The organism is Guyparkeria sp. TX1 (genome assembly GCF_046523965.1).
Lineage (GTDB): Bacteria > Pseudomonadota > Gammaproteobacteria > Halothiobacillales > Halothiobacillaceae > Guyparkeria.
Window position 1 is genome coordinate 1019706 of the sequence record NZ_CP144142.1, and the last position, 14713, is coordinate 1034418.

Consider the following 14713-nt stretch of genomic DNA (forward strand, 5'->3'; position numbering starts at 1 on the left):
GCGCTCGATCAGTGCTCGTGACCGCCCGGGCCATGGACGTGACCGTGCTCGATCTCCTCCTCGGAGGCCGGACGCACGTCCTTGATCTCGACGTCGAAGTGCAGGGTCTCGCCGGCGAGCTCGTGGTTGCCGTCGAGGGTGATCTCGTCGCCGTTGACGTCCTTGATGGTCACCACGGTGACGCCGCCTTCGGTCTGGGCCTGGAAGCGCATGCCCGGCTCGATCTCGTCGACGCCCTGGAACATGGAGCGCGGCACGGTCTGGATCATTTCCTCGTTGCGCTCGCCATAGGCATCGGCAGGCTCGATCGAGACGGACAGGGTGTCACCGACCGCCTTGTCGTCCAGCGCCTTCTCCAGGCCCGGGATGATGTTCTGGTGGCCGTGCAGGTAGGCCAGCGGGCCGGTCTGCTCGGAGCTGTCCATGACTTCTCCGGCATCGTTTTTCAGGGTGTAGTCGATGGAAACGACGTGGTCGTTTTGAACTTGCATTGATTTGCCTCGCGTGGACGGCTGTGAATGTCGGGGGTGCTCCCGAATCCTTCTGCGACGTCAGGATCGATGAGAGGTTCCCCGGACGCGCGGGCTGGCGCCCTAGCGCGTGCTGAGGTGATAGAAGTGGTTAGTGGCGGCGACGAAGCCCGATGGGCTGCCGCAGTCGAAACGCCGTCCCTTGAACCGATACGCGATCACCTTGCCTTGTTCAGCCTGCTCGCGCAAGGCGTCGGTGATCTGTATCTCGCCGCCGGTCCCCGGCGGCGTGTCACGCAGGATGTCGAAGATGTCCGGGGTCAGGATGTAGCGGCCGATGATGGCGAGATTGCCCGGCGCATCCTCCGCGCTGGGCTTTTCCACCATGTCGGTGACTTGGATGACGTCGTCGTCGATCGGGGTGCCGCCGATGATGCCGTACTTGTGGATGTCCTGTTCGGGGACCTCTTCGACGGCGATCACCGAGCACTGGTGGCGCTCGTAGATGGTGGCCATCTGCGCCATGATTCCGATCGGCGAGCCGACACACAGGTCGTCGGCCAGGACCACCCCGAACGGTTCATGGCCGATCAGACGCTCGCCGGTCAGGATCGCGTGCCCCAGGCCGAGCATTTCCAGCTGGCGGGTGTAGGAGAAGGTGCAGTTGTCGATCAGGCGGTCGATCGAGGCGAGCAGAGACTCCTTCTTGGTGCCGCGGATCTGATGCTCGAGTTCGTAGTTGACGTCGAAATGATCCTCCAGCGCCCGCTTGCCGCGCCCGGTCACCATGGCCATCTGGGTCATGCCGGCCTCAAAGGCCTCCTCGACACCGTACTGGATCAGCGGGCGGTCGAGGATCGGCAGCATTTCCTTGGGCATAACCTTGGTGGCGGGCAGGAACCGGGTGCCATACCCGGCGGCAGGAAACAGGCACTTGTCGATCATCGTCAGTCCTCTGATTTGAAGTTTGTTTGTTCGGGGCGGCTACGGGCCACCGTGTTTCGGGCCTTCAAGTGCCGCCGGCGCTTGATGCTGTGCCACCAGGCGGCCAGGAAGGCGAGCGTCGAAGCGGCCGCGATCAACAGGTGCCAGCCGCGATCGGCCGCCACGGCCCAGGCATCGGTGGCCGAGATCAGCAGGTAAAACAGGGCGACCAACGCCGCCCAGATCATGGTCTTGTAATGCCCGAGCCACAGGCCGGGTAAAACGACGATCGCCGGCAGCAGCATCAGAACGGTGGTCAGGCCCGTCGGGCGGATCTCGGCGCGACCCGCGAACCACAGACCGAGATACCCCGCGATCACGGCGAGCAGCCCGAGCACCATTACCCGCACTGGCCAGATCGGCAATCCTTCGCTGGTGTGACCGGCAAACATCAGATCAGTTGCATGGCAATCGTGGCGACCCGGGCGCCCAGCGCCCGAGTGAGTTCGCGCTCGTCGCGACTGAGCCGGGGATGGTCGTTGGCGGTATGGCTGGCACCGTAGGGGGTGCCGCCGGTCTGGGTGTGCGCCAGTTCCGGCTGCTGGTAGGGAATGCCGGTAATCAGCATGCCGTGGTGGATCAGCGGCACGATCATCGACAGCAGGGTGGTTTCCTGGCCACCGTGCATCGACCCCGTGGAGGTGAACACGCCGGCCGGCCGACCGGCCAGCTCGCCGCGGAACCACAGCCCGCTGGTGTCCTCGAGAAAGCGCTTGACCGCCGAGGCCATGCCGCCGAAATAGGTCGGACTGCCCAGGAGCAGCCCGCGGCATTCGCGCAGATCCTCGAGGCTCACCTCGGGGTCGCCGTCGGTCGGTTGGTGGCCATCGGGGCAGGGGATGCGTCGCAGTCGGGCCTGGGCGCCCTCGACCTGTTCGACACCGCGAGCGGCCTGGCGGGCGAGCGATTCGGTGTTGCCGGTACGGCTGTAGTAGAGAATCAGGATGTCCACGGGAATTTCCGGCAGGGGTGGTAACGCGATTGCGCCTCGCGCCAGTCTAGCAATAACCTCCACGGGGAGGGAGCCGCGGTCGGTTCTCGGCGCGCCGAGCCGATTGGTCATGACGTCAGTGCTGGTGCCATCGAGCCAAGATGTATTGACAAATCCGCGATCCGGTTTGATTGTTAGCCCACTATCTGTCTTGCTGCATCTGTGCGCAGGACACGGTGACATCGAGAGGATACGGCGATGACTGCAAGCCAAGTGACAAGCCTTCGAATGGGACACATGGAGCATCAACCGATGAACGCCGCGCGTTCGGTCACCGGTCGACTGATCGCGCTGGGCGGAGCACTGGTAGTGGCCGTCGGGTTGGCGTTTGCGCCCACCGGTCATGCGCAGGAGCTCGAGGGCTTCTGGGACGATCCGTTCAAGGACTTGCAGGCCGACGTCGAGCAGGCCCGCGACGAGGGCAAGGCCGGGGTGTTTGCCTTCTTCGAAATGGACGAGTGCCCCTTCTGCCATCGGATGAAGACCCAGGTGTTTACCGACCCCGAGGTGCAGGAGTACATCACGGAGCACTTCGTCACGGTCAGCATCGACATCGAGGGTGACGTGATGATGACCGCCCCCGACGGCGAGCAGATGAAGGAGAAGGATTTTGCCTTCAAGAAATACCGTGTACGCGCCACGCCTGTGATGATCTTCTTCGACACCGAAGGCGAGCCGGCGCTGCGCTATACCGGCCCAACCCAATCGCCCGAGGAATTCCGGCAATTGATGGCGTTCTTCGCCTCCGGTACCTACAAGGAGCCGGGCATGAACTTCTTTAAGTACAAGAAGCAGCAGTGACCGTCTGCGCCGCGCAGGGCGGCGTGGCGATCCGGCAGGGAGGCAACGAGCATGGTGGAACGGCGACTTTTCGGCGCGAGCCGGTCGGCTGGTCGGGCGCGGTTGACCGGCCTGGGGCCAATAGTGGCATGCCTGTTCGTCGGCGCGTCGCTTGCGCCGGCGGGGGCGGCGGATAATCTGCCGCCGCCCCCGTCGGTTGGTGAAGAGGGGCGGATCAACGCCGAGGCACTGCCGGAAGCCCTGACGTTCGAGCAGGTGCTGGCCCTGCCGTTGGACAACCAGTACGGCGTGGTGGCGGCGCGGGCACGTTATGAACGTCGGCGCGCCGAACAGCAGATGATCCGCTCGTCCAATCGACCGCAGGTGATGGTCGATGGACGACTGCGCTACGTCGAACCGGGGGATCTCGCGGTCGAGAACGACCAGCACGACGACCACCGGGCGGGGCTCTCCCTGCGGCAGAAGTTGTTCGACTTCGGTCGGCAGCAGGACCGCGAGGATGCTGCTGAGGCCCGCCTGGTCGGCGAACGGCTTTCCCTGATGGATGAACAGAAACGCCAGCGCCTGGCACTGCTACGGGCCTACTTCGATGTCCTGCTCGCCGACCAGCGCTACCAGGCACTCAACGAGCGCATGGCGATCCTGTTCATTCGCTACGACCGGGCCCGCGACCGGCGCGAGCTGGGCCAGACATCCGACTACGACATCGCGGTGTTCGAGCGCGATTACCAGGAGGTGATGCTCCAGCGCGCCCGGGCGGATGCCGACCGGCGGCTGACCCGCCGCCACCTGGCCGAGATTGCCGGCCGCCCGGGGCAGTTGCCACGCGAGCTTGAAGCGCCGTCGCTGGGGACGCTGTTCGAACGTGACGTGCCGGCGGTGGGCGACCTGATCGAGACGGCCCTCGACGAAGACCTGGCGCTCAATGCGTTGCGCCGCCAGCATGACGGCAGCAAATCGGACCTGGCCGCGGCGCGCGCGGGCAACCTGCCCAGCGTTCACGGCGAGATCAACGCGGACCACTACACCCGCGAAGGGGCCACCCGCGACCCGTTCCGCGCCGGCGTCTACCTGGAATTCCCGCTGTTCCGTGGTGGTGCCCGCAACGCCGAGATCGCCGCCGCGCAGGCCGAGCGCATGGACGTGGTCGCCCGCATGGCCGAGCGCGAGGCCGACATTCGCCGTTACGCGACCGAACTCGTGGAGATGATCCGCGTGCACCAGTCGATTGGACAGCAGCGCATCGATGCGTTGGACACCTACGCCGAGCTCAATTTCATGCGTAACCAGACCCTTTACCAGATGGAAAAGGCCGCCGATCTGGGGGATGCCATGGCGGAGATGTCGATGGCCAAGTTCGAACGCATGCAGACCACCTACGCTCTGGCCATGCGCTGGGCCGAGCTTGCCTTGTTGACCAATCAACCGCTGGACGCGGTATTGATGGGCGAATCCGGGGACAACCTCGAGGAAGCCGACGGCGAGATCACCACGGAGGAAGCATCATGAAACATATCGATTCGGGGTGGGCGCGTCGTCTCACCGTGCCCGTGGCCCTGTTGGCCATCGGTCTGGGAGGGCCGGTCTGGGCCGTCGAGGTCGAGGGGCAGCTGAATTTCGCCGACCGGGTGGCGCTGTCGACGCCGGTTGCCGGGGTGGTGGAATCGGTGCCGGTTCGTGCCGGCGAACGGGTCGAGGCAGGCGCATTGCTGTTGGCGTTGGATGCCACGCCGTTCGATCAGCGCCACCGCATGGCCGCCGCACAGATCGAGGGGTTGAGCCTGGCCGCCGACGAGGCGGCCCTGGACGCCGAGCGTGTGCAGGCGCTTTATGATCGGACGGTCGGATCGGATTCCGAGCGCGCCCTGGCGGTGATTGCCCGTGAGCAGGCCGAGGGCGAGCGCGACCGGGTGCGCGCGCAGGCCGCACTCCGGGCCTGGGAGCGTGACCAGGCCCGCCTAGAGGCGCCGTTCGACGCGCAGATCCTGTCAGTGGACGCCGCGGTAGGCGAGGTGGTCTCGCCGCAATTGACGCCGCCGACCCTGATCGAGATCGCGCGGGCCGACCAGTTGCTGGCCACGGCACGCGTAAGCGCCGACCAGCTGGGTTCGCTGGCGCTGGGCGATGAGGTCACGGTAGTCCGGGGCGATGAACGTCGGACCGGATCGGTCGACGCCATTCGCGTGCGTAGCGATGGCGACGGGCCGGTGCAGTACGAGTTGGGGGTACGTGTGGAACGGGGTGACGGCTGGCGGGCCGGCCAGTCGGTCACGCTGGAGCTGCCCGACGACTGAACCCCAATGGTGGTTGGACGATTAAAGAGACGGGGCGGGATGAATCATCCCGCCCCGTTTCGTTTGCTGTCGGCGTTGGTCACTCAGGCTAGTTGCGCATCCAGCCAGTCGAACAGGCCGTCGGCGGCGATGTCCTCGTTGGCCTCGGCATCGCGGCGGCGCACTTCGAGCTGACCGGCGGCGAGCCCCCGTGGGCTGACCACCACGCGCAACGGGATGCCGATCAGTTCCCAGTCGGCAAAGGCCGCGCCGGGACGCATGCCGCGGTCGTCGAGGATGGTCTCGATGCCGCGTGCGCGCAGATCCGCGTAGATGGACTCCGCTCGTTCCATCACGCTGGCATCCTTGTTGGCACCGATGGGCACGATGACGACCGTGAAGGGCGCGATCGGCTGGGGCCAGCGGATGCCGCGCTCATCGAAGTTCTGCTCGATCGCGGCGGCGACGATGCGCGAAACCCCGATGCCGTAGCAGCCCATCAGCGGGGTGATCGGCTTGCCGTCCTCGCCCAGCACCTCGCAGTTCATCGCCCGGCTGTACTTGTCGCCGAGCTGGAAGACGTGACCCACCTCGATGCCGCGGCAGATATCGAGCTTGCCTTGGTTGTCCGGAGCCGGGTCGCCGGCAACCGCGTCACGCAGGTCGGCGGTCTCCGGCTCGGGCAGGTCGCGCGCCCAGTTCACGCCGGTGAGGTGATAGCCGTTCTTGTTCGCCCCGCAGGCGAAATCGCTCAGGGCGGCCGCGGCGTGGTCGGCGATCACCGGGATGTCGAGACCGACCGGGCCGATCGAACCCACCGCGGCACCGGTCAGCTTGGGCGCCTCGGCCTCGTCGACGAAGGTCAGCGGCTCGGCGATGGCCGGGTGCTTGGTCGCCTTGATCTCGTTGAGGGAGTGGTCGCCGCGCAGGACCAGCGCGACTGCCGTTGACTCGGTGCCGGTGACCAGCAGGGTCTTGACCGTGCGCGAGGCCGGCAGGGTGAGTGCGCTTGTCACGTCCTCGATGGTTCGCGCACCCGGCGTGGCCACCTCGGTCATGGTCTCGGCCGGCTCCGGGCGCGGCTGCTTGGCCGGGAAGGTCGGGGCCATCTCGACGTTCGCGGCGTAGTCGCCATCCACCGCGTAGGCGATGGCATCCTCGCCGGAGTCGGCCAGCACGTGGAACTCGTGCGAGGCATTGCCGCCGATCGAGCCGGTATCCGCGACCACCGCGCGCCAGGCAAGTCCCAGGCGATCGAGAATGCGGCTGTAGGCGGTGTACATCAGCTGGTAGGTCTGCTCCAGCGACTCGGCATCGGCGTGGAAGGAGTAGGCATCCTTCATGACGAACTCCCGGGCACGCATGACGCCGAAACGCGGGCGAATCTCGTCGCGGAATTTCGTTTGGATCTGGTAGAAGTTGACCGGCAGCTGGCGGTAGCTCTTGAGCTCGCGGCGGGCGTAGTCGGTGATCACTTCCTCGTGGGTCGGTCCGAAGCAGAAATCCCGCCCGTGCCGGTCGGTCAGGCGGAGTAGTTCGGGACCGTACTGCTGCCAGCGGCCCGATTCCTCCCACAGCTCGGCCGGTTGCACCGCCGGCATCAGCAGCTCCAGCGCCCCGGCGGCATCCATTTCCTCGCGCACGATCGTCTCGACGCGGCGCAGCACCTTCAGACCCAGCGGCGACCAGGTGTATAGCCCCGAGGCCAGCTTTTTGAGCATGCCGGCACGCAGCATCAGCTGGTGGCTGACGATCTCCGCTTCGGCCGGGGTTTCCTTCATGGTGTTGATGGCGAAGTGGCTGGCGCGCATGGGGGTCTCGTTCGTGTTGGAAAGCGGGGAGGCCGGTGTGTTGTGTCAATGTCACCGGTTCATGGCAGGCCGGGATTGTACCGAGCCGGGCGCCGGGGCGTCGAGAGAATCAAGCACAAGGGATCTGGGAACGAGAACGGCCGCTCGCGGCGGCCGTTACCTGTGACGATCGGCAGGGAATTATTCCTCGGCGGCGCTGCAAGCCTCTTCGATGATTGCATCGAGTCGCTCGAGTCGCTCGGTACGTTGCGCTTCGCTCATCGGCTGATACTTGCCGTCTTCGTCCTGGACCATCAGTCGGTTGCCGCTGTTGGCCACCGCCTCGCGCTGTTCCCGCGCCTGACGGCAGGTCTCCCGCGCCTTTTCCCGATCGACCACCTTGACCTCGGTGGCCGGGTCGCTGGCCTTGTCGCCGTCCACTACCGGCGTCTCTTCGTCCTTGGTTTCGTTCGCCGACGCGCTGGGGGCAGGGTCCGCGCCGCCTGCCTCGAGGGCCTGGGAGGGGCGATCCTTGGGCGGAGTCTGCGAGAACTGCACATTGCCATGCTCGTCGACGGACTTGTAGATCGTGGACGCCTCGCTGGGACTAGGCGTAACGGCCAGCATGACGGCGACGGCCAGGGCAACCGTCAACGTGACGATGGCGCGACCGACCCTTTTGCCCTGGTGGGCCGGGGGAGTGGGATGTGCTGCGATTCCTTGCATGATGTCGGGTCCCGATGTGATGAACGATCCAGTGACGAGTCTGCCCCTGCGCGAACAGGCGCATTGCCTGTTGGAGCATAAACCGCCTGATCGGCCCTGAAAAGCCCTCGACGAGGCGTTTGTGTGGTGCTTGCTGCGCGCGGGTGTTGGTCGCAAAGCACAAGGTGGCTTGATACACTCTCTGCTCAGTTTATCGCGCCCCTTTATCGTTTACCGGAACAGAGACTGAACCAATGGCCGATCGTCGCCTCAAGGTTTTCAATACCGTTGCCCGCCTGCTGAGCTTTACCAAGGCAGCCGAGGCGCTGCACATGACGCAGCCGGCGGTGACGTTTCAGGTTCGCCAGCTCGAAGAGCATTTCGACACCCGCCTGTTCGACCGAACGCACAACCGCGTGACGCTAACCGACGTCGGGCACACGGTCTACGAGATCTCCGAACGGATATTCGAGCTCTATGACGAGATGGACCGACGGGTCAAGGAGATGACCGGGGAGATCGGCGGGGCGCTCAATATCGGTGCGAGCATGACGGTGGCCGAGAACATGCTGCCCGCGTTGCTGGGCAATTTCCGCCAGGAGCATCCCGATCTGTCCGTGCGCCTGAAGGTGGGCAACACCGAATCGGTGGTCTCGATGGTCGAGCACAACGTGGTCGATCTGGCCCTGGTCGAGGGCAGTGTCACCAACAAGAATTTGCTGGTCGAAACCTGTCGCCGCGACGAGCTGGTGGTAATCATGCCGCCGGAGCACGAACTCGCCGGGTACGGTGATGAGGGCGTGCCGGTGGAGAAACTGGCCAAATACCCGTTCATCTGCCGCGAAGAAGGCTCGGGCACCCGCGAGGTGGTCCTCTCCTACATGGACGAGCAGGGTCAGGCCGAGGGTTGGGACGTCTGCATGGAGTTGGGCAGCCCCGAGGCGATCAAGGGCGCCGTCGAGGCCGGCATGGGCCTGTCCATCATGTCCTCCGCGGGCATCAGTAAGGAACTCAAGCTTGGCTTGTTGACGGCCGTGCCACTCAAGCCGCGGCTGTACCGTGACTTCTCCTTCGTGCGTCAGCGTCACAAGTTCCGCCTGCCGGCGATGGAGCAGTTGCTGGAATTCTCTCGCCATTACTGCCGTGAAAGCACGCCGATGCACGACCTGGAAGTGATTCAGCACACGGCCAACGGCGAAGAGGCCTGATTCGGCGGGCTTCTCTCCATTCAGCCGCATCGTGAAAACGCCCGGAGGGTCGCCTCCGGGCGTTTTTTGTTGTGTGAGTCCCCGGGGAGGGGCGGGGTATCCGGGGGGGGGCGCTGCCCGAGAAACGGGGATGAGCGCGCTGTTAGATGAGGCATGAACAGAGGGCGTGATGGAGCAATGCGGCTTAAGCCGTTCGCTCTCGCCTTGCTGGGCCAAGTAGATCGGTCCATTGCCTGTGGTGTCATCTGTATTTTGCACACACGAAAAAACCCGGCGCGGGCGGACCCGGCCGGGCTGGATGGCATCGCCCCGAAGGGCGATCAACCGGACGGGGCTTAGAAGCCGCCGCTGGCGCCTGCCTCCATCATCTTCCAGATGGTGTCGCGAACGTGCATGGCGTCTTTCTTGAATTCCGGATCCATTTCCTTGCCGCCGTGAACAAACATGTCCATGTTCAGGCTGTAGAGATGGAAGCGGCCCTCTTCGTCTTCGACCACGCTGATGCGGCACGGCAGGTAGGCCGAGAAGTACGGGCTGAAGTTGACGGCCTTGCGGGCGATCTGCGGGCTGCAGTACTGGTAGATCATCAGGTAGCGCTGTTCTTCGCCCGTCTCGAGCTCGATCTGCTTGGACAGCGGCATCTCCCCAACATTCGCCAAGCCACTGCCGACGGCGGCCGACTCGATGCTGGTCTTGATGTCGTCCGGACCCAGGCCCTCGTCGACCTCCATATGCCAGACGGTGGCCGCGCCCAGGTCACCCTCGCTTTCGACGAACTTGTCGTACATCTCGCTGTAGATGTCCATCGCCTTCGGATCGAGGTTGTCCTTGACGGACATGAAGCCGCAGCCGGACAGCGTCAGGATGGCGGCGCCGAGGATCGATACCTTGAGAAAATTGTGCATGTGAGACTCTCCCTGTGTGCTTTTTCGTCTTGAAGCCAAATGGCTTCGACGGAATCGATTATCTGCGCATTAGAACATGCTTACAAACTTGATTAATTTACTCCTGATAAAGGGGCTTAATTTGGCTATCCAGCCCTGTCATGTCGCGGTTTGATGGAGCGAAAAGCGCCCGCAATGGCACGGGCGACGGGTCTTTTTCGGCCGATTTGTGGCCTTTTCGAGGCTTTCTTAGAGCACCTCGGCGGCAAACTCGGCCAGACGCGAGCGTTCGCCACGGGTCAGCGTCACATGCGCCCCATGAGGCCATCCGCGGAAGCGGTCGACCACGAAGGTCAACCCCGAGCTGGTCTCGGTGAGATAGGGGGTGTCGATCTGGGCGATGTTGCCCAGGCAGACCATCTTGGTGCCCGGTCCGGCGCGCGTGATCAGGGTGCGCATTTGCTTGGCGGTGAGGTTCTGTGCCTCGTCGATGATGACGAACTTGTTCTGGAATGTCCGGCCGCGCATGAAGTTGAGCGAGCGGATCTTGATGCGCGACTGCAGCAGGTCATTGGTGGCCGCGCGTTCCCAGGAGCCCCCACCACCATCGGTCTTGGCGAGCACCTCGAGGTTGTCCATCAACGCGCCCATCCACGGCGTCATCTTCTCCTCCTCGGTGCCGGGCAGAAAGCCGATGTCCTCGCCGACCGGGATGGTCACGCGGGTCATCACGATCTCGCTGAACAGCTTCTGTTCCAGTACCTGGGTCAGGGCGGCAGCCAGCGTCAGCAGGGTCTTGCCGGTGCCGGCCTGGCCGAGCAGGCTGACGAAATCGACTTCGGGGTCCATCAGGGCGTTGAGGGCGAAGCTCTGTTCCGGATTGCGGGCGGTGATGCCCCAGACCGAGTGTCGCTCCTGCTGGTAATTGGTGACGCTCTCCAGCACGGCGGTGCCGTCGGCCTCGACCTCGCGCACCACGGCGGTGAACGGCGAGGGTGCCTCCAGTCGCAGGTAGAGGTTCGGGTACCACTCCGCGGTGTCGGCACCGTGGATGCGATAGAAGACGCGGCCCTCGTCCTGCCAGGATTCGAGCGCCTCGCCATGCGCCTCCCAGAAGTCCGGCCCGAGGCTCTCGTGGCCGGTATGCAATAGCGAAACGTCATCGAGGACCTGGTCGTTGTGGTAGTCCTCGGCCTTCAACCCGACGGCAGTCGCCTTGATACGGAGGTTGATGTCCTTGGAGACCAGAATCACCTCGCGGTCGGTGACTCGCTCCTGCAGGGCCAGCGTGATGCCGAGGATTTGATTGTCAGCACGGCTGCCCGGCAGGCTCACGGGCAGGTCGTTGCTCTCCTCGCGCGTCTGCAGGAAAAGCCGCCCGGTCGGTTTCAATGTGCTTTCCGACTGCGCGTGCAGGGCGGTGTGGATGGGCAAGCCATCGTTGATCGTGGCGATGTCGACGTCGGTGAGCATGTCGTCGAGGAACCGACTGACCTGCCGGACGTTACGGGCCGTCTCGGACTGGCCCTTCTTGCCGGCGTCGAGCTCCTCGAGCACGATCATCGGCAGGTAGATGTCGTGCTCCATGAAGCGGTAAAGTGCGGTGGGGTCGTGCATCAGCACGTTGGTGTCGAGGATGAACAGGCAGCGGTTCTTGCGGGTGGTGTTGATCATCGCGTGGGTCTTGCTCCCTGCTGGTGGTTAAAGGCGGGCTGTCGGCCTTCTTAAAGGGCCTTGACCGCGTCGAGTACCGCCTCGACGTGGCCCGGCACCTTGACCTTGCGCCAAGCCTGTCGGATCACGCCGTCGGCGTCGATGAGAAAGGTGCTGCGCTCGATACCCTCGAAGCGCTTGCCGAACATGTTCTTCATGCGCAGGACGTTGAAGGCCTGGCTGACCGAGCGGTCTGTATCGGCGATCAACGGGAAGTCGATGCCCTGCTTGTAGCAGAACTTGCGATGGCTGGTCGCGTCGTCGTTCGACACGCCGACGACCCGGGCGCCGGCCGCCGTGAAGGCGGGCAGGGCCGCCTGGAAGTCCCGTGCCTCGGTGGTGCAACCGGGCGTGTTGTCGCGCGGGTAGAAATAGAGTACCAGCGGGGTGCCGCGAAAGTCCGCCAATCCCAGCGTTTCGCCGTCGGTGGTCTGGCCGGTGAAGTCCGGGGCGGGTTGGTCCGGGCGCGGTTCGGGGGAGGGCGTGGCGCTGCTCTGGCTACTCATTGGGCTCGATGGAACTCCTCGGTTATGACGATGGGATGAAACCGGCTATCCGGCGGTTGGTTCCTGTGATCAATATAGCAGTCGTCCGACGGCCCGTGCGGGCTGTGACGATGCGGCGTGGAGCCACCATTGCCCCGGCTTGTCACTGGCGGATAACTGCCGGTACTATGCGAGTTTGGCCCCGCCCTTTAGAGGACCTCCCGCAAGGCTCTCAACGGGGCAGGACGGCCGCGATCCACTGATCCGTAGGCGACTACAAACACGCGAGGCGACATGGCGGCGAAAACGATTACCGGCAGCATGGTGGCCCTGGTCACCCCATTGCACGAAGACGGCGCAGTGGATTATGTCGGTCTCAAACGCCTGATCGAGTGGCACGTTGCCGCCGGGACCCACGCGATCGTCGCGGTTGGCACCACGGGCGAGTCGGCGACCCTCGACTACGAGGAGCACATCGCCGTGATCCGTGCCACGGTGGACCTCACCGCCGGCCGCGTGCCGGTGATTGCCGGCACCGGCGCGAACTCCACCCGCGAGGCGCTCGCCCTTGCGCGTGGTGCGCGATCCGCCGGTGCCGACGCGCATCTGTCGGTCACCCCGTACTACAACAAGCCCACCCAGGAAGGCCTCAAGCAGCACTTCCGAGCGATCGCCGACGCGGTCGATCTGCCGATGATTCTCTATAACGTCCCCGGCCGCACGGCAGTGGACATGGCGCCGGACACGACCTTGTCGCTGGCCGAGCACCGGAATATCGTCGGCATCAAGGAGGCTACCGGCTCGATCGAGCGCATGCGCGACATCATCCAGCGTGGTCCGGACGACTTCGCCGTTTACAGTGGCGAGGACAATCTGGGGGCGGCCTGTATGCTCGGAGGCGGCCAGGGCAGCATCTCGGTGACCGCCAACGTCGCGCCGGCCTTGATGGCGCAGATGGCCGAGTCCGCACTCGCGGGTGACGAGGGGGCGACCGAGTCGCTGGACGCCCGCCTGGCACCATTGCATCGCGAGCTTTTCTGCCAGACCAATCCGATTCCGGTCAAATGGGCCCTGCACCGCATGGGCCTGATCGGACCGACGTTGCGCCTGCCGCTTACCCCGCTGGATGGCTACTGCCATGCGGGTCTCGAGCAGGCGCTGAACGAGGCGGGCTGCCTCGAGTCCGATTGACCAGACCCGCTCTCATATTTCAGACACCCGACACTCAAACAAGACACTGGAACCGAACAGGCATGCGATACCCCACCCCCTCCCGGATGTTGACCTTCGCCGCACTGGCGGCCACGGGCCTGATTAGCGGTTGCTCCAGCATTCCGTTCATCGGCGGCGACGATGACCGCGAGGCCGACCGTGCCGCGCAACTGGAAGTGCCGCCGGCGTTTTCCGCCCCGGCCGCCGGTGGATCGGTTGCCCTGCCGGAGATCGCCTCGGCCCGGGCCGAGCAGATGTCGCGCAACCAGGATGGTGGCGTCCTGGCAACGGGCACCGACATCCGGGTGGCCGGCGAGCCGGGTAGCCGCTATCTGGTCGTGGGCACCAATCCCGACTCCGTCTGGCCGAAGCTGCAGGGCTTTCTGCGCGACGAGGGTTATTCCATTCGTCGGCTGGAGCCGGGCGTCGGTCTGATCGAGACGGACTGGACTGGCGTGGCCAGCAACGATGGGGGCGGTTTCAACATCATGAGCTTCCTCAAGATCGCCCGGGATACGCTGTTCAAGCCGGACTCTATCGAGAAGGTGCGTCTGCGTATCGAACGGGGCGAGGGCGACAGCGAGACCCTGGTATTCGTCACCGGGCAGAAGCGTGAGCTAACCGGCGACGAGCCGCTGGTTCCGGGTGACGAAAGCACTACCTTCGAGTACAGCAACGCCGTCGATTCCTCGGCCATGACCGCCGAGACCATGTCGCGCCTGGCGGCGTATCTCTCGGGCAACGATGCCGAGGAGGCTCGTGCCCTGGTGGGTCAGAAATTCTCCTCCCGCTCCAAGGTGATCACCGGCGACGAGCCCGAGGATCGCTACATCGAGGTCAGCCAATCCTTCCCGCGAGCCTGGAATCGTGTCGGCCTGGCGCTGGATCGCCTCGGCTTCGATCCGGTCTCGCGCAATCAGGACGAGGGCGAGATCGAGGTCAAGCACAGCTACCCGCAGGGCCTTTACGAAGGCATCGTGATGCGCGGCGTAACCATCGACAAGGACGCCGACATGACCCTGCACCTGACCCTCGAGGTCGAGCCGCGGCGTGATGGCGGTACCGACGTGCGCATCGAGCGGATCAATATCGCCGGCGGCACCCTGCCGCAGGATCGGGCGGTGATCCTCTCCAAGATCAACGCGGAACTCGAGTAATCTCGGCGGGCCCGCCGAGGGCCCGACCGCGATTCACAAA

At 64.7% G+C, this 14713-nt stretch carries 15 protein-coding genes; 6 read left to right on the forward strand and 9 right to left on the reverse strand.

All coding sequences use genetic code 11. From position 1 onward, the window contains the following. Positions 1–8: 8 nt before the first annotated feature. From VWP12_RS04780 to wrbA, 4 genes are all read right to left on the reverse strand, one after another. A complete protein-coding gene (locus tag VWP12_RS04780; RefSeq protein ID WP_125198771.1) occupies positions 9–491 on the reverse strand; it encodes a peptidylprolyl isomerase in 483 nt (160 codons plus the stop codon). Between the two features lie 102 nt (positions 492–593). Then, entirely contained in the window at positions 594–1415 is an 822-nt protein-coding gene (gene galU, locus VWP12_RS04785) for a UTP--glucose-1-phosphate uridylyltransferase GalU (protein WP_410474836.1), read from the reverse strand. A 2-nt stretch (positions 1416–1417) separates the two neighbouring features. Beyond that, positions 1418–1846, reverse strand: coding sequence for a DUF2069 domain-containing protein (locus VWP12_RS04790; protein ID WP_410474837.1), 429 nt, complete (start codon positions 1844–1846; stop codon positions 1418–1420). Continuing rightward, the gene (gene wrbA / locus VWP12_RS04795) at positions 1846–2406 is read right to left on the reverse strand and encodes an NAD(P)H:quinone oxidoreductase (RefSeq protein WP_240031427.1); all 561 of its coding nucleotides are present in this window, start codon (positions 2404–2406) and stop codon (positions 1846–1848) included. Before wrbA ends, VWP12_RS04790 begins: the two co-directional genes overlap by 1 nt. A gap of 276 nt (positions 2407–2682) precedes the next feature. On the opposite strand from wrbA, the gene VWP12_RS04800 reads away from it, so the two are divergent. From VWP12_RS04800 to VWP12_RS04810, 3 genes are read left to right on the forward strand one after another with little or no spacing between them, the layout of a single operon-like run. Beyond that, positions 2683–3246 carry a thioredoxin family protein gene (locus VWP12_RS04800; RefSeq protein WP_410474838.1) on the forward strand — a complete coding sequence of 188 codons (564 nt, stop codon included), beginning with the start codon at positions 2683–2685 and terminating at the stop codon, positions 3244–3246. Between the two features lie 51 nt (positions 3247–3297). Beyond that, complete coding sequence (locus tag VWP12_RS04805; protein WP_410474839.1) at positions 3298–4755, forward strand: TolC family protein; 1458 nt, start codon at positions 3298–3300, stop codon at positions 4753–4755. Continuing rightward, positions 4752–5540 carry an efflux RND transporter periplasmic adaptor subunit gene (locus VWP12_RS04810; RefSeq protein ID WP_125198776.1) on the forward strand — a complete coding sequence of 263 codons (789 nt, stop codon included), beginning with the start codon at positions 4752–4754 and terminating at the stop codon, positions 5538–5540. Before VWP12_RS04805 ends, VWP12_RS04810 begins: the two co-directional genes overlap by 4 nt. 83 nt (positions 5541–5623) lie before the next feature. Here the strand turns inward: VWP12_RS04810 and VWP12_RS04815 are convergent, their stop codons facing one another. Both VWP12_RS04815 and VWP12_RS04820 read right to left on the reverse strand, forming a co-directional pair. After that, positions 5624–7330, reverse strand: coding sequence for a proline--tRNA ligase (locus tag VWP12_RS04815; RefSeq protein WP_410474840.1), 1707 nt, complete (start codon positions 7328–7330; stop codon positions 5624–5626). 180 nt (positions 7331–7510) lie between these two features. Further along, positions 7511–8035, reverse strand: a complete 525-nt coding sequence (locus VWP12_RS04820; RefSeq protein WP_410474841.1) for a DUF4124 domain-containing protein — start codon at positions 8033–8035, stop codon at positions 7511–7513. 233 nt (positions 8036–8268) lie between these two features. Here VWP12_RS04820 and VWP12_RS04825 point away from each other — a divergent pair, with 233 nt between their 5' ends. Then, positions 8269–9222, forward strand: a complete 954-nt coding sequence (locus tag VWP12_RS04825; RefSeq protein ID WP_410474842.1) for a LysR family transcriptional regulator — start codon at positions 8269–8271, stop codon at positions 9220–9222. 335 nt (positions 9223–9557) lie between these two features. Here the strand turns inward: VWP12_RS04825 and VWP12_RS04830 are convergent, their stop codons facing one another. The 3 genes from VWP12_RS04830 to VWP12_RS04840 all read right to left on the reverse strand — a co-directional run bounded on the left by VWP12_RS04830 (position 9558) and on the right by VWP12_RS04840 (position 12325). Beyond that, on the reverse strand, positions 9558–10127 hold the full coding sequence (locus VWP12_RS04830; protein WP_125198780.1) for a DUF302 domain-containing protein: 570 nt from the start codon (positions 10125–10127) through the stop codon (positions 9558–9560). Positions 10128–10355: 228 nt separating this feature from the next. Then, positions 10356–11780, reverse strand: coding sequence for a PhoH family protein (locus VWP12_RS04835; RefSeq protein ID WP_410474843.1), 1425 nt, complete (start codon positions 11778–11780; stop codon positions 10356–10358). 50 nt (positions 11781–11830) lie between these two features. Beyond that, positions 11831–12325, reverse strand: coding sequence for a peroxiredoxin (locus VWP12_RS04840; RefSeq protein WP_410474844.1), 495 nt, complete (start codon positions 12323–12325; stop codon positions 11831–11833). A gap of 273 nt (positions 12326–12598) precedes the next feature. On the opposite strand from VWP12_RS04840, the gene dapA reads away from it, so the two are divergent. Next, complete coding sequence (dapA, locus tag VWP12_RS04845; RefSeq protein ID WP_125198783.1) at positions 12599–13495, forward strand: 4-hydroxy-tetrahydrodipicolinate synthase; 897 nt, start codon at positions 12599–12601, stop codon at positions 13493–13495. Between the two features lie 62 nt (positions 13496–13557). Beyond that, positions 13558–14673, forward strand: a complete 1116-nt coding sequence (gene bamC / locus VWP12_RS04850) for an outer membrane protein assembly factor BamC (protein WP_158611764.1) — start codon at positions 13558–13560, stop codon at positions 14671–14673. The last annotated feature ends 40 nt before the right edge of the window (positions 14674–14713 follow it).

Excerpts from the sequence above, each read along its gene's own strand:
- VWP12_RS04780 (WP_125198771.1), bottom strand. The coding sequence starts at position 491 with ATGCAAGTTCAAAACGACCACGTCGTTTCCATCGACTACACCCTGAAA.
- galU (WP_410474836.1), bottom strand. The coding sequence starts at position 1,415 with ATGATCGACAAGTGCCTGTTTCCTGCCGCCGGGTATGGCACCCGGTTC.
- VWP12_RS04790 (WP_410474837.1), bottom strand. The coding sequence starts at position 1,846 with ATGTTTGCCGGTCACACCAGCGAAGGATTGCCGATCTGGCCAGTGCGG.
- VWP12_RS04800 (WP_410474838.1), top strand. The coding sequence starts at position 2,683 with ATGGAGCATCAACCGATGAACGCCGCGCGTTCGGTCACCGGTCGACTG.
- VWP12_RS04805 (WP_410474839.1), top strand. The coding sequence starts at position 3,298 with ATGGTGGAACGGCGACTTTTCGGCGCGAGCCGGTCGGCTGGTCGGGCG.
- VWP12_RS04810 (WP_125198776.1), top strand. The coding sequence starts at position 4,752 with ATGAAACATATCGATTCGGGGTGGGCGCGTCGTCTCACCGTGCCCGTG.
- VWP12_RS04815 (WP_410474840.1), bottom strand. The coding sequence starts at position 7,330 with ATGCGCGCCAGCCACTTCGCCATCAACACCATGAAGGAAACCCCGGCC.
- VWP12_RS04820 (WP_410474841.1), bottom strand. The coding sequence starts at position 8,035 with ATGCAAGGAATCGCAGCACATCCCACTCCCCCGGCCCACCAGGGCAAA.
- VWP12_RS04825 (WP_410474842.1), top strand. The coding sequence starts at position 8,269 with ATGGCCGATCGTCGCCTCAAGGTTTTCAATACCGTTGCCCGCCTGCTG.
- VWP12_RS04830 (WP_125198780.1), bottom strand. The coding sequence starts at position 10,127 with ATGCACAATTTTCTCAAGGTATCGATCCTCGGCGCCGCCATCCTGACG.
- VWP12_RS04835 (WP_410474843.1), bottom strand. The coding sequence starts at position 11,780 with ATGATCAACACCACCCGCAAGAACCGCTGCCTGTTCATCCTCGACACC.
- VWP12_RS04840 (WP_410474844.1), bottom strand. The coding sequence starts at position 12,325 with ATGAGTAGCCAGAGCAGCGCCACGCCCTCCCCCGAACCGCGCCCGGAC.
- dapA (WP_125198783.1), top strand. The coding sequence starts at position 12,599 with ATGGCGGCGAAAACGATTACCGGCAGCATGGTGGCCCTGGTCACCCCA.
- bamC (WP_158611764.1), top strand. The coding sequence starts at position 13,558 with ATGCGATACCCCACCCCCTCCCGGATGTTGACCTTCGCCGCACTGGCG.